This is a genomic window from Collinsella sp. TF11-5AC (assembly GCF_003436775.1).
Taxonomy (GTDB): domain Bacteria; phylum Actinomycetota; class Coriobacteriia; order Coriobacteriales; family Coriobacteriaceae; genus Collinsella.
Map to the genome: position 1 here is coordinate 53,597 of NZ_QSQO01000009.1, position 12,783 is coordinate 66,379.

Annotated in this window: 11 protein-coding genes; all 11 read left to right on the top strand. The window is 58.7% G+C overall.

Features of this window, described 5'->3' with window-relative positions; all coding sequences use genetic code 11:
- The first annotated feature begins 356 nt into the window (after window positions 1-356).
- The 11 genes from ileS to DXD16_RS05750 all read left to right on the top strand — a co-directional run bounded on the left by ileS (window position 357) and on the right by DXD16_RS05750 (window position 12,774).
- The gene (gene ileS, locus DXD16_RS05700; RefSeq protein WP_369831467.1) at window positions 357-3,134 is read left to right on the top strand and encodes an isoleucine--tRNA ligase; all 2,778 of its coding nucleotides are present in this window, start codon (window positions 357-359) and stop codon (window positions 3,132-3,134) included.
- A 237-nt stretch (window positions 3,135-3,371) separates the two neighbouring features.
- Window positions 3,372-3,953: a signal peptidase II gene (lspA, locus tag DXD16_RS05705; RefSeq protein ID WP_117564159.1), complete on the top strand. Its 582-nt coding sequence runs from the start codon at window positions 3,372-3,374 to the stop codon at window positions 3,951-3,953.
- Entirely contained in the window at window positions 3,953-4,966 is a 1,014-nt protein-coding gene (locus tag DXD16_RS05710; RefSeq protein ID WP_117564133.1) for an RluA family pseudouridine synthase, read from the top strand. Before lspA ends, DXD16_RS05710 begins: the two co-directional genes overlap by 1 nt.
- Before the next feature lie 82 nt (window positions 4,967-5,048).
- Entirely contained in the window at window positions 5,049-6,344 is a 1,296-nt protein-coding gene (locus DXD16_RS05715) for a glycosyltransferase family 2 protein (protein ID WP_117564132.1), read from the top strand.
- Window positions 6,345-6,425: 81 nt separating this feature from the next.
- Window positions 6,426-6,848, top strand: coding sequence for a prepilin peptidase (locus DXD16_RS05720; RefSeq protein ID WP_117655415.1), 423 nt, complete (start codon window positions 6,426-6,428; stop codon window positions 6,846-6,848).
- A gap of 31 nt (window positions 6,849-6,879) precedes the next feature.
- Window positions 6,880-8,127, top strand: coding sequence for a deoxyguanosinetriphosphate triphosphohydrolase family protein (locus DXD16_RS05725; protein ID WP_117655416.1), 1,248 nt, complete (start codon window positions 6,880-6,882; stop codon window positions 8,125-8,127).
- 60 nt (window positions 8,128-8,187) lie between these two features.
- On the top strand, window positions 8,188-9,537 hold the full coding sequence (locus tag DXD16_RS05730; protein ID WP_233502630.1) for a replication-associated recombination protein A: 1,350 nt from the start codon (window positions 8,188-8,190) through the stop codon (window positions 9,535-9,537).
- A 74-nt stretch (window positions 9,538-9,611) separates the two neighbouring features.
- Window positions 9,612-10,205, top strand: coding sequence for a hypothetical protein (locus tag DXD16_RS05735; RefSeq protein WP_117655417.1), 594 nt, complete (start codon window positions 9,612-9,614; stop codon window positions 10,203-10,205).
- A complete protein-coding gene (locus DXD16_RS05740; protein WP_055251082.1) occupies window positions 10,198-10,575 on the top strand; it encodes a hypothetical protein in 378 nt (125 codons plus the stop codon). The genes DXD16_RS05735 and DXD16_RS05740 overlap by 8 nt, the downstream gene beginning before the upstream one ends.
- A gap of 1 nt (window position 10,576) precedes the next feature.
- On the top strand, window positions 10,577-11,368 hold the full coding sequence (locus DXD16_RS05745; protein ID WP_022094589.1) for an RNA polymerase sigma factor SigF: 792 nt from the start codon (window positions 10,577-10,579) through the stop codon (window positions 11,366-11,368).
- Window positions 11,365-12,774, top strand: coding sequence for an AI-2E family transporter (locus DXD16_RS05750; RefSeq protein ID WP_117655418.1), 1,410 nt, complete (start codon window positions 11,365-11,367; stop codon window positions 12,772-12,774). The genes DXD16_RS05745 and DXD16_RS05750 overlap by 4 nt, the downstream gene beginning before the upstream one ends.
- The last annotated feature ends 9 nt before the right edge of the window (window positions 12,775-12,783 follow it).

A 12,783-nucleotide genomic window follows, 5' to 3' on the forward strand; every position in this document is an offset into this window, starting at 1 on the left:
CGAGTAGTCGGCCGTCCGCATGCTACAGAGAGCGGGGAGCGCTGAGAACCCGTGCATGCGACCGATGAAAATCACCCCGGAGCTGCGGTCCCAACGGACGTGCCGCGCAGGTTCGTCTTAGTAGACATCGCCGAGATGGTCGTCGATACAGACCAGCCGAGTAACGGATGCGAGCGCGCGAATACGCGGGCGAGGGCATCTAAGCTGGGTGGTTAAGCGAAGAGCTTTTGCGGGCGTGCAGCCCGTTTGTGGCGCTTCGTCCCAGCTTGTAGGGACGGGCGCTTTTTTTGGTGCCCAACGGGCGTGTGCGCCCATGACAAGAAAGGGGTACCGTGGCAAACGAGTACAAGCAGACGATGAATCTGCCCAAGACCGGTTTTCCCATGCGTGCCGGTCTTTCCAAGTCCGAGCCCAAGCGGCTCAAGGACTGGCAGGACAACAAGGTCTACGAGCAGGTTCTGAAGAAGAACGAGGGTCACAAGAAGTTCGTGCTGCACGACGGTCCTCCGTACGCCAACGGCCCGATCCACATCGGCCATGCCATGAACAAGATCTCCAAGGACATGATCAACCGTTACTGGATGATGCAGGGCTATGAGGTTCCCTATGTCCCCGGTTGGGACTGCCACGGTCAGCCGATTGAGCACAAGGTCGAGGAGAAGCTCGGCACCGAGAAGTTCAACCAGACCTCCACGGCTAAGATCCGTGAGCTCTGCAACAAGTTCGCTGTCGAGAACATCGAGCTGCAGAAGGCCGGCTTCCGTCGTCTGGGTGTGCTCGGCGACTGGGACAATCCCTACCTGACGCTCTATCACCAGCATGACGCCGCCGACATCGAGGTCTTCAAGGCCATGTTCGATAAGGGTATGATCTATCGCGGCCACAAGCCGGTTCACTGGTGCAAGCACTGCCACACCGCGCTGGCCGAGGCCGAGATTGAGTACTCCGACGAGACGAGCCCGTCCATCTTCGTGCGCTTTGAGATGACTTCCAAGCCCGCCGGCCTCGAGGACTTCGACGGCCCGGTCGACTTCATCATCTGGACGACCACGCCGTGGACCATCCCCTCCGACCAGGCCGTTTCCCTTAAGCCCGGCGCCGCCTATGTCGCCGTTGAGCACGAGGGCCGTGCCGAGGTCATGCTCGAGGACCTGGCTCCCAAGTGCTGCGAGGAGTTTGGCTGGGAGTACACCCCGGTTATGGTCGACGGCAAGCCCTATGTGGTTCCCGCCGAGACCTTCCACCACATCCACTACAAGCAGCCGATCTTTGACGGCGTTGAGGGCGTGGCGCTGCTGGCCGATTACGTCGGTGTCGATGACGGTACTGGTATCGTCCACAACTCGCCCGGTCATGGCGTCGACGACTACTTTGCCTGCCTCAAGGATGGTATCACCGACATCTGCATGCCGGTCGATGACGACGGCAAGTTCTACACCGGCGAGGAGTTTGGCACCGGCGGCCCCTTCAGCGGTATGGACACCGATGAGGCCAACCCGCACATCATCGAGTTCCTGCGCGAGCGTGGCACCCTGGTCCTCGAGAAGAAGATCACGCACAGCTATCCGCACTGCTGGCGCTGCAAGCACCCGGTGCTCTTCCGTGCTACCGACCAGTGGTTCGTCTCGATGGACAAGACCGGCTTGCGCGAGCAGGCTGGCAAAGAGGTCCGCCAGAACGTCAAGTGGTATCCGGCCCACGCCGCCAACCGCATTGGCGCCATGGTCGAGCAGCGTCCCGACTGGTGCATCAGCCGTCAGCGCAACTGGGGTGTGCCTATCCCCAGCTACACCTGCGCCGACTGCGGCGAGAAGGTCATGAACGACGCCACGCTCGACGCCGTCATCAAGCTCTTCCACGAGAAGGGCTCCGACGCCTGGTTCACCGACGCTCCTGAGAGCTATCTGGGCGAGGCCTGCGTCTGCCCCAAGTGCGGTGGCCATCACCTCAAGGCTGATAAGGACATCCTTGACGTGTGGTGGGACTCCGGCGTGTCTTGGAAGGCCGTCTGCGAGTACCGTCCCGAGCTGGAGTACCCGGCGGACGTCTACCTCGAGGGCTCTGACCAGCACCGCGGTTGGTTCCAGAGCTCACTGCTCACCTCGGTGGGCGCCAACGGCCACGCTCCGTACAAGGCGGTCGTCTCGCAGGGCTTCACCCTCGACGGCCAGGGCCGTAAGATGTCTAAGTCACTCGGCAACGTCATCGACCCCAACAAGGTCTGCGACGAGATGGGTGCCGACATCATCCGTCTGTGGGTCGCCTCCGTCGATACCAGCTCCGACGTCTCCATCGACCACGAGATTCTCGCTCGTACGTCCGATGCCTACCGTCGTTTCCGCAACACGCTGCGCTTCCTGCTCTCCGAGCTCGAGGGTCAGTTTGAGCCCGAGACCGACGGCGTCGCCTTTGCCGACCTGCTGCCGCTCGACAAGCTCATGGTCGCCCGCCTGACCCAGGTCCAGGCCGAGGTCGACGATGCCTACGCCAGCTACGAGTTCCCGCGCGCCTACCGTGCGCTTTACGACTTTGTGGTTACCGAGCTCTCCAACGTGTATCTCGACGCCCTGAAGGACCGTCTGTACTGCGAGAAGCCCGGTTCGCTCGAGCGTCGCAGCGCCCAGACCGTGCTGGCTGAGCTTTTCTCGATGCTCATGCGCGACCTGCAGCCGATCTTGTCCTACACGGTCGACGAGGCCATGGCCTATGCGCCCGCCGGCTGCGTCGATCACCAGAAGTACGCCGCGCTGCTCGATTGGTACAAGTCGCCCATCACGGTCGACGAGGCCAACGAGTTTGAGGGCGTGCTCGAGGCTTCACTCGAGCTCCGCAGCGTCGTGACCAAGGCCCTTGAGGATGCCCGCTCCGCCGGCACCTTCACCAAGAGCCAGCAGGTCCGCGTCAAGGCGGTCGTTCCCGCCGAAATGTATGCGCTGCTGACCGGCGACAAGGCCGTCGACCTGGCCGAGTTCTACATCGTCTCCGATGTTGAGCTTACCCAGGGCGAGGAGCTTTCTGTTGCCATCGATGCTGCCGAGGGCGAGTGCTGCGACCGTTGCTGGAACTACCGCACCACCGTCGGCGAGTACAACGGCCACGTTCACATTTGCAAGAGGTGTGCGAATGCCCTTTAAGGCACGGTAACTCGGCATTTTAGTTATAGGGAGAATTTGACGCCTTCGGCCCATTTGCTCCGCTGAAGAAAAGCGACATTCCGTTATCCGGAATGCCGCTTTCTTTTATGCTGGTTATTTATCTGACGTTAACGAATGTGTCGTGCGCTCTGCGTGTGGCAATATAAGATGGTTATTTGCGTTAAACGGCATTTGATTATCTGAGGGTAGGGGATTTCTTTGGGTCGTGGTGCGGATATGACGCCGCCTTTGCGTTGGCGGTTGGGTGTTGCTGGTAGCGTGGCGTTGGCCGTGCTGCTTGTTGACCAGCTGACCAAGCTTGCGGTTCGTGCCGTCGGCGATGCTCTGCATGTGACTATTATCCCCGGTGTGATCGACTTCCTTTTCGTGCGTAACATCGGTGCTGCCTTTAGCATGGGCGAGGGACATGGCCTCGCGTTTGCCGTGCTGGCGTTTGTCGTTATCGTTGCGATCGCGGTGTACTTGCTTCGCGCGCCCCAGCTTGCTCGCTTTGAGGTTGTGGGCATGGCTATGGTCGTGGGCGGCGCCATTGGCAATGCGATCGACCGTCTGGCTTTTGGCTTTGTGACCGATTTTATTGCCACCACCTTCATCGACTTCCCCGTCTTCAATGTTGCCGATATCGGCATTACCGTGGGCGTCGTGCTCGCCCTCTTTGGCTACATGTTCTTGAGCCCCGCGGCCCGTGAGGTCGATGCGACCGCCGAGCTTAACGCCCGTGACGAGGCCCGCGCCAAGCGCAAAGCCAAGCAGCGTGGGGAGCGTGCCCGCAAGATTCGCGAAAGGAATGAGCGCTAATGGCCGACATCCATATCCTTGTTGCCGATGATGCCGCTGCTCAGCGTCTTGACGCCTATCTAGGTGCCAACGACGGCTGTCCCACACGCTCTGCCTGCGCGCATCTGATTGAGGGCGGCGCCGTTGCCGTCAACGGCGAGACCTGCCTGTCCAAAAAGTATGCCGTGCGAGCCGGCGACCGTATTTCGGTCGATTTGCCCGAGCCGCACGACCCGACCGACGTGATTCCCGAGGCCATTCCCCTCGATATTCGCTACGAGGACGACTACCTTATCGTGCTCTCCAAGCAGCGCGGCCTGGTGTGCCATCCTGCGCATGGTCATGAGAGCGGTACGCTCGCGAATGCCCTGGTCTATCACTGCGGTATTGACCATCTGGGCACCGTGCAGGGCGAGGATCGCCCCGGCATCGTGCATCGTCTGGATCGCGACACTTCGGGCCTTATGCTTGCGGCGAAGGACGACGACACCCAGCGCGCGCTCCAAAATCTTATCCGTACGCGCACGCTCGACCGCCGCTATATTACGCTCGTTCACGGACATATCGCTATGGATGAGGGCACCATTAACACCGGCATTGCCCGTTCTACGCGTGACCGTGTCAAGATGGCGGTTTCGGACGATCCTTTCGCGCGCCAGGCCATTACGACCTTTAAGGTCCTCGAGCGCTTCGATTCCACGCGTTTTGACGACGGCTATACGCTCGTCGAGTGCCACCTGTTTACGGGCCGCACGCATCAGATACGCGTGCATATGCGCCATATCAACCACGCCTGCGTGGGCGATCCACTCTACGGCAAGTGCGATGCACGCGCCGATCAGGGGCTGACCAGGCAATTCCTTCATTCCTGGCGCGTCGCATTCGACCATCCCGTGACGGGGGAGCGCATTGAGTGCCGCGACGAGCTGCCGTGGGATCTCGCTGCGGTTCTTGACGACCTGGCCCCGCGCTCGCTTGGTCGCACCGCTGCCGGCGACGAGATCGTTCCTCAGCTCGGTCTTCTCGAAGCCTAGTCGGTATTAGGTGGTTTCTTGAACGCCCCTAGCCTGCGGTAAGATATACGGTTGTTTACGTAATGCGTTCCTGGGAGCCTGCATGCTCGCCTTTTTACAAACCAACACACCCATCGTGATCTTCAACCAGATTGTCGTCACGCTGCTCACGGTCTGCTTCTTGTACCAGGTGGTCTTCTTTGTCATCGGTGCTCTCCGCGGCGAGGTCGCGCCTCCCAAGGCCAAAAAGCTCCACCGGTATGCCTTCTTTATTGCAGCACACAACGAGGAGGCCGTTATCGCCAACCTCGTTCGCTCCATCAAGGACCAGGATTATCCGTCCGAGCTCATCGAGGTCTTTGTCGTCGCCGATGCCTGCACCGATAACACCGCGCAGCTCGCGCGCGAGGCGGGCGCTGTCGTGTACGAGCGAAACGACCTGGCCCGTAAAGGCAAGAGCTGGGTCATGGACTTTGGTTTCGACCGTATCCTTAACGAGTATCCCGACACCTTTGAAGGTTACTTTATCTTCGATGCCGATAATGTTATCGCCCGCGATTACGTGTCCAAGATGAATGATGCCTTTGACCAGGGCTTCCATGTGGTCACGAGCTATCGTAACTCCAAGAACTTCGGAAGCTCGTGGATCTCGGCAGCGAATGCCACTTGGTATCTGCGCGAGGCGCGTTTTCTCAACAACGCGCGCAACATCTGCAAGACGTCCTGCGCCGTATCGGGTTCGGGCTACCTTATCTCGGCTAGCGTTATTGAGGGCATGCACGGCTGGCAGTTCCATACGCTGACCGAGGATATTCAGTTCACCACGTTCTGCGCTATTCACGGCATTCGTATTGGCTATGCGCCGGCGGAGTTCTTTGACGAGCAGCCCGTGACGTTTAAGGCGTCCTGGAAGCAACGTATGCGTTGGACTAAGGGTTTCTACCAGGTGTTCTTTACCTACGGTAAGCATCTGGTCAAGTCGACCTTCCGCTATCATCGTTTTGCCGCCTACGACATGTTTATGACGATTGCCCCTGGTATGCTGTTATCGCTGATTTCGATGCTCGCCAACGCCACGTTCCTAATCGTCGGTGGTCTTTCGCATGGCTTTTTGGCTACCGAGGTCGAGATGCAGGCGTGTGCCGCTTCGCTCATCATGACCTTCGTCATGATGTATCAGACCTTCTTTATCCTGGCGCTGCTCACGACTATCTTCGAGTACAAGCACATCCATTGCGCGCAAAAGTGGCGCCTGGTGACCAACCTGTTTACCTTCCCGATCTTTATGTTCAGCTATATCCCCATCACGGTTGCCGCGCTGTTCCTGAAGGTCGACTGGGTGCCCACGCAGCACGCCGTTAATGTTACCCTCGACGAGGTCATGCAGGGCGCCAAGTAACCACGACCAGAACCACCACGAAGGGGACAGGCACCTTTGTGGTGGTTTCTGCTTTTGAGTGACTGCCCCGGGAGGTGTTCAATGGTCTATATTCCCTTTTGGATCTGCGTCTTTGCCGGTGCGGTGGTTGATGCCCGTGAGCGGCGGTTTCCCAATGAGCTTGCTGGCGCGTGCGCCGTGGCGGCGTTTGCGGGCGTTTGGCTCGACCTCGGTTTGAACACAACGCTTGACCACGCAGGTCTTGCCGTCATCGTGTATCTTGCCCTCGTTCTGACTGAGTCCCTCTGGCGTCGTCTTCGCCAAATCCCGGGCATCGGCATGGGAGATGCCAAGGCACTCTTCGCGCTTTGCACGCTCGACCCTATGGGTGGCATCGTGGCATTTGCCGCCGCGCTCCTGGTCCTTGCCCTCTCCTGCCTCATCACAAAATCGCGCTCCCTGCCATTGCTCCCGTTTTTGGTGCCGATTTTTGCCATAATCGAGGTTGTGGGCTGCACTTTGTAACCGATTGCGCATCCTTCTTAAGGAGCATGCCATGGCAACTAATCAAGAAACGGCCGTCATTAAGGCGCGCATGGACCGTATTCCCTCGGCGTTGTCGCCCGAACTTTTCGAGCGCATTGCCACCGATCGTGCTTCGGGCTATGTTAACCCGTATCGTTGCAACGACGATCAGGTCATTCGTCGTATTGATCGCGCCTCCGACAAAGGCACGCTTATGCGTCCGGCGTTTATGCGCGATACCGAAAAGATACTTCATCTTCCGGCGTACACCCGTTATGCAGGCAAAACGCAGGTCTTTAGCTTCCGTAGCAATGACGATCTGTCACGCCGCGGTTTGCACGTGCAGCTTGTCTCCCGCATTGCGCGCGATATCGGTCGCGCCCTGGGGCTCAATTGCGATCTGATCGAGGCGATTGGCCTGGGCCACGACTTGGGACACACGCCTTTCGGCCATGCCGGCGAGCGCTTCCTCAACGATATCTATCATGAGCGTACGGGGCGTTATTTTTTCCATAACGTGCAGTCGGTCCGCGTGCTCGACGCGCTGTACGGCCGCAACGTGTCACTCCAGACGCTCGACGGCGTGCTATGCCATAACGGCGAGTACGAGCAGCGCGTGTTTGAATTGTCGGATATGGGCTCCTTTGACCAGTTCGATCAGGCGGTCGAGGACTGCATCGCCACGGGCTATGGCGCCATTGGGCACCTGCGTCCCATGACGCTCGAGGGCTGCGTCGTTCGCATCTCGGATATTCTTGCCTACGTCGGTCGTGACCGTCAGGATGCGATCGCGGCGGGCCTGCTTTCGCCCGACGCTTTTGATGATGGCCGGGGCGGCGCCTACAACAGTTGGATCCTAACGCATGCCTCCATCGATATCGTTGAGCACAGCTATGGTAAGCCGCGTATCGAGATGAGCGAGGACCTGTTTGAGGAAATTCGCCGAGCCAAGCACGAGAACTACGAGAAGATCTATAGCAAGGGCGGTATCGAAGGCGATTCCGAGGCGGAGCTGCGCGAGGCGTTCGTAAAGCTCTACGACCGTTGCCTGTGGGATCTAAACAGTGGCGACGAGTCCTCTTACATCTTTAAGCACCATATTTCGCGCATTGAGCAGCAGCTTTCCTACTACGATCGCGCCTATGCCTGGCAGGACGACAAGGACCAAGCCGTGGTGGATTATATCGCGAGCATGACGGACGGTTATTTCTGCGAGCTGACGAGCAAGCTGTTCCCGGGTCTAAAGTTTCCGCACCGTACCTATATTAACGAACGGTAGTTCGTATAAATTCGGTATACTGTTAGTGGAAAACGTTTTTGAATGATGCACGGGATGGCTATGGACGACCTTTTTTCTGTTTCGACGCGCGAGCGTTCCTTTCAGAATGCGCCGCTTGCGGTTCGCATGCGCCCCAATTCGCTCGATGAGTATGTGGGCCAGCAAAAGGCCGTCGGCAAGGGCTCATGGTTGCGTGCCGCGATCGAGCACGACGTGCTGTCGAGCGTGATTCTGTACGGGCCGGCCGGTACGGGCAAGACGACGCTGGCCCACATTATCGCCAACCATACCAAGAGCGAGTTTGTCGAGGTCAGCGCCGTGACGGGCACCGTGAAGGACTTGCGCCGCGTGATTGACGAGGCCAAGACGCGCCTGAATACCTACGACCGTCGCACCATTCTATTCATCGACGAGATTCATCGCTTTTCGAAGTCGCAACAGGATGCGTTGCTGCATGCGGTTGAGAACCGTACCGTCATTATGATCGGCGCCACGACCGAGAACCCGTACTTCGAGGTCAATTCGGCACTGTTGTCGCGCGGACGCGTGGTGGAGCTTGAACATCTGAAGGATGAGGATATCGCCACGCTTATTGAGCGTGCGCTCGAGGCACCACAGGGCTTGAACGGAAAGTTTTCTGCCGATGATGATACGGTCAAGACTATCTGCACGCTGGCCGCGGGTGATGCGCGCTCTGCCCTGACGACGCTCGAGCTGGCGAGCGAGATTGCCGTCACGCGTCCCGATACCGAAGGGACGCCAGCGCCGGCGGCGGGGGAGCGTTATCCCATCACCGTCGATGACGTGAAGATTGCCAACCCGCGCCGCGGTTTTTCGTATGACAAAAACGGTGACATGCACTATGACATTATCAGTGCGTTCATCAAGTCCATGCGCGGCAGCGACCCCGATGCCACGATCTATTGGCTCGCGCGCATGATCGACGCGGGGGAGGATCCTAAGTTTATCGCCCGCCGCATTATGATTCAGGCTTCTGAGGATGTTGGCAATGCCGATCCGCAGGCACTTTTGGTGGCGCAAGCCGCGTTTAAGTCTGCCGAGGTCATTGGCTATCCCGAGTGCCGAATTAACCTGGCTCAGGCTGCACTCTATGTGTGCTTGGCGCCTAAATCCAACGCGTGCGAGGCTTCGATCGATGCGGCGCTGGCCGATATCCATAGTAGCGGATTGCGCGAGGTGCCCAGTTATCTTCGCGATCGTCACCGTCCCGGCAGCGACGAGTACGGTGTATACAAGTACCCACACGATTATCCCGAAGGTTGGGTCGACCAGCGCTATTTGCCCGAAGGCCTGGAGCGTGGTGCCTTTTGGCAGCCTGCCGGCCGCGGTTGGGAAGAATGGCGTGTGGAGCAAAGCGAGCGCGACCGTAGCGGCAGGGCGCCAAAGTAGGCTTTTGGGAATCTTCTGTCCCCTTTGGGGTACCATGAATAACGTCTGTATTTCGATTCCTTTGGGAGGCTTGTATGAGTCCCATTCAAATCGCCTTGCTGCTGCTCGCCGTTGCCGGCGTGTGGGCTATCGTTGAGCTTGCGCTCACCCTGCGCAAAACCCGCACCGTTGTCGACTCGCTCGACAAGACGGTAACTGACCTCAACAATACGATTGCCGAGGCGCAGCCCGTGGTGGCAAAGCTTGATGGCGCTGTTGACGAGCTTACGCCGGCACTTGCCCAGATGGAGCCGCTCCTCAAGTCGAGCAAGACTGCAGTTGACGCCCTGACGTCCAACCTCGTTGAGGTTGAGGCGGTCGTTCGCGACATCTCCGAGGTCACGGGCAGTATGGCCGAGGCCAGTAATGCCGTATCGAGCGTGACAGATTCTGCGGCCGGCGCCGTGCAGAAGCTCTTCAATAAGGTGAAGGCTCCTGCAGCCGATGCCGATCGTAAGCTAGCCGCTGCCGCCGCCGAGGCCGAGCAGCCTATCGAGCGCGTTCTGATCGGTGAGGCCGAGGACGAGGCCGCCGATGGTGCGGATGCGGCTCAGAAGCCCGCAGCCAAGACGGCTCAGTATTACACCTATACGCCCGCCGAGTCCTCTGAGGAGTCCTGCGATGAGTAGCGAAGCAACCTGCCCCATCACGCTGACCGTTGCCGGCGACCCGCGTCTCGCTCGCCTTGTGCGCATGACGGCAGCTAACGTTGGTGCCCTGTGCTCCATGTCTGTCGATCGCATCGAGGACATCCGCATGGCTGCCGAGGAGGCTTTCATCTTTGGGTGCACCGCGGTCGACTGCGACGACATCACCATCAAATTCGATGTTGATGAGACTCACGTTGGCATGACTATTACCTTTGGAGACCAGGCTACGGTTGATGAAAACGACCAGGCTGCGGTGTATGCCGAGCTCATCCTCGCAAGCGTGTGCGATTCCTACGAAAAGACTGCGGCGCCCCTGACGCTTTCCCTCGATCTCAAGGCGGATATCTAATATGACCGAACGTTCCCGGAGCGGCAAGACCGCTTGGGACAAGGAGAAAACCCGCGAGCTGTTTCGTCGCTACAAGGAGACCGGTGATCCGGACGCCCGCGAGCAGCTCGTCATGTCCCATATGAACCTGGTAAGGTTCCTTGCCAACAAATTTAAGAATCGCGGCGAGCCGCTCGACGACCTGATGCAGGTTGGCTATTTGGGCCTGCTCAAGGCAATCGACCGCTTTGACCCTGAGCGCGGACTCGAGTTCACCACGTTTGCCACGCCCACCATCTTGGGCGAGATCAAGCGTCACTTCCGTGACAAGGGCTGGAGCGTGCGCGTGCCTCGTCGCCTGCAGGAGCTCTCGGCCAAGGTCAACCAGGCTACCGATAAGCTCACCAACGAGCTGCAGCGTTCGCCCAAGGTTGAGGAAATCGCCGAATACCTGGACGTGACCGTCGACGAGGTGCTCGAAGCCATGGAGTCCTCCTCGGCCTACACCTCGGTGCCCATCGAGGCCCCCGGTGCGTCCGATTCCGATGATGCGCCTTCGATTCTCGATCGCTATGCCGACGACGACAACGAGCTCGACTTTACCGATGACCGCCTGGTAATCGAGGAAGCCATCCGCGATTTCTCGCCGCGCGAGCGCGAGGTTATCGAGTTGCGCTTCGTTAAGGGCATGACCCAGATCGAGATCGCCAAGAAGCTGGGCATCTCGCAGGTGCAGGTCTCGCGCCTGCTGCGCCGTACCCTTAAGAAGATTCAAGATAAGATCGACCCCGACGGAGTGATGATTCGTTCATGAGTGAGCACCCCCAACAAATCGACCGCACGCTTCGCGATACCCGCATTCTGACGCTGCGCATTTGGGGCGTCGTCGGCTGCATTGTCATCGCTGCCGTAATCTTTAACCTTATGGGCATCCTGGCACCGGTTATTGAGTTTCTTGCCGTCGGTTCTATCATCGCTTTTGTGATGTCCCCGATCACCAACTGGCTCGAGCACCATGGCGTGAATCGCGGCATCGGTTCGCTTGTCGCGCTTATTGTGGTCGTTGCCGTGCTCGTCGGTGTCGTTTGCATCTTGTCGCCGATTCTTTTTGGTCAGATCATGGAAGTCCTGAGCCGCCTGCCCGAGCAGCTTCGTGTTGCGGGTGGCGATCTCAACGAGATGCTCTCGCACGCTAAGACGCTCAACAACACGCCGCTCAAGGAGTATCTGGACGACAATCTTTCTTCGTTGGTTACCGTAGCGTCCAAGTACGTCTCGCAAATCGCTGCTGAGCTCGGCCGCGGTGTGTTTCCGCTCATTACCAACACGGCCTCGCAGCTGTTCGTCATCTTCCTGGGTCTGGTGCTTGCCTACTGGCTTGCCTGCGATTATCCCCGCATGCACCACGAGGTCTGCACCATCATCGGGCAGGAAAAGGAGACCTCGTACCGCTTTATGGTGGCCATCCTTTCGCGTTCGGTCGGCGGCTACATGCGTGGCATGGTCATCACATCGATCTGTGGCGGTTTTCTTGCCTTTATTGGTTTTACGATCATCGGCCATCCGTATGCAGCACTCATGGCCATCTTCACCGGCATTATGCACCTGGTTCCGGTTGTCGGTCCCTGGGTGAGTGCGGCGATCGCCACGGTGCTCGGCTTTATGTTCAGCCCTATGCTGGCGTTATGGACGCTCATCGTGACGATGGTTGCGCAAAACGTCACCGATAACGTGATTTCGCCTAAGGTCATGCAGAGCTCGGTGCAGGTGCATCCCATCATGAGCCTCACGGCGCTCGTTATTGGCTCGGCACTCATGGGCCCCATCGGCATGATTATTGCTATCCCGCTGTGTGCGGCCCTCAAAGGTATCTTCGTGTACTACTTCGAGAATGAGACCGGCCGCCAACTTGTGGCCTATGACGGCGCTGTGTTTAAGGGCACGCCGTATCGCGATGCCGAGGGCAACCCGGTCGCCGCCTACGACGCGCTTGGGGACGATACGTTCATCTATGAGTCCGAGCTCATCGGTAACGAGACTGCGCCCGAGGCTAAAGCTATGCCCAAGCCCGACCTCGATAATCCTTGGATCAAGCTTTCGGACCTGCAGCCCGATGCGACAGGCTTTTTCAAGAACCCCTTCGCCAAGGATGACGATTCCAACACGGATGACGACACCAAAACCGGCATCGACGGTTCCATGGACGATGACGACAAGTAGCGGGGTAAT

What these genes read in the sequence shown, in the direction of transcription:
- DXD16_RS05725 (WP_117655416.1), top strand. Translation starts at nt 6,880, where the DNA reads ATGGCAACTAATCAAGAAACGGCCGTCATTAAGGCGCGCATGGACCGT.
- ileS (WP_369831467.1), top strand. Translation starts at nt 357, where the DNA reads ATGAATCTGCCCAAGACCGGTTTTCCCATGCGTGCCGGTCTTTCCAAG.
- DXD16_RS05720 (WP_117655415.1), top strand. Translation starts at nt 6,426, where the DNA reads ATGGTCTATATTCCCTTTTGGATCTGCGTCTTTGCCGGTGCGGTGGTT.
- DXD16_RS05740 (WP_055251082.1), top strand. Translation starts at nt 10,198, where the DNA reads ATGAGTAGCGAAGCAACCTGCCCCATCACGCTGACCGTTGCCGGCGAC.
- DXD16_RS05735 (WP_117655417.1), top strand. Translation starts at nt 9,612, where the DNA reads ATGAGTCCCATTCAAATCGCCTTGCTGCTGCTCGCCGTTGCCGGCGTG.
- DXD16_RS05710 (WP_117564133.1), top strand. Translation starts at nt 3,953, where the DNA reads ATGGCCGACATCCATATCCTTGTTGCCGATGATGCCGCTGCTCAGCGT.
- DXD16_RS05745 (WP_022094589.1), top strand. Translation starts at nt 10,577, where the DNA reads ATGACCGAACGTTCCCGGAGCGGCAAGACCGCTTGGGACAAGGAGAAA.
- DXD16_RS05750 (WP_117655418.1), top strand. Translation starts at nt 11,365, where the DNA reads ATGAGTGAGCACCCCCAACAAATCGACCGCACGCTTCGCGATACCCGC.
- lspA (WP_117564159.1), top strand. Translation starts at nt 3,372, where the DNA reads ATGACGCCGCCTTTGCGTTGGCGGTTGGGTGTTGCTGGTAGCGTGGCG.
- DXD16_RS05730 (WP_233502630.1), top strand. Translation starts at nt 8,188, where the DNA reads ATGGACGACCTTTTTTCTGTTTCGACGCGCGAGCGTTCCTTTCAGAAT.
- DXD16_RS05715 (WP_117564132.1), top strand. Translation starts at nt 5,049, where the DNA reads ATGCTCGCCTTTTTACAAACCAACACACCCATCGTGATCTTCAACCAG.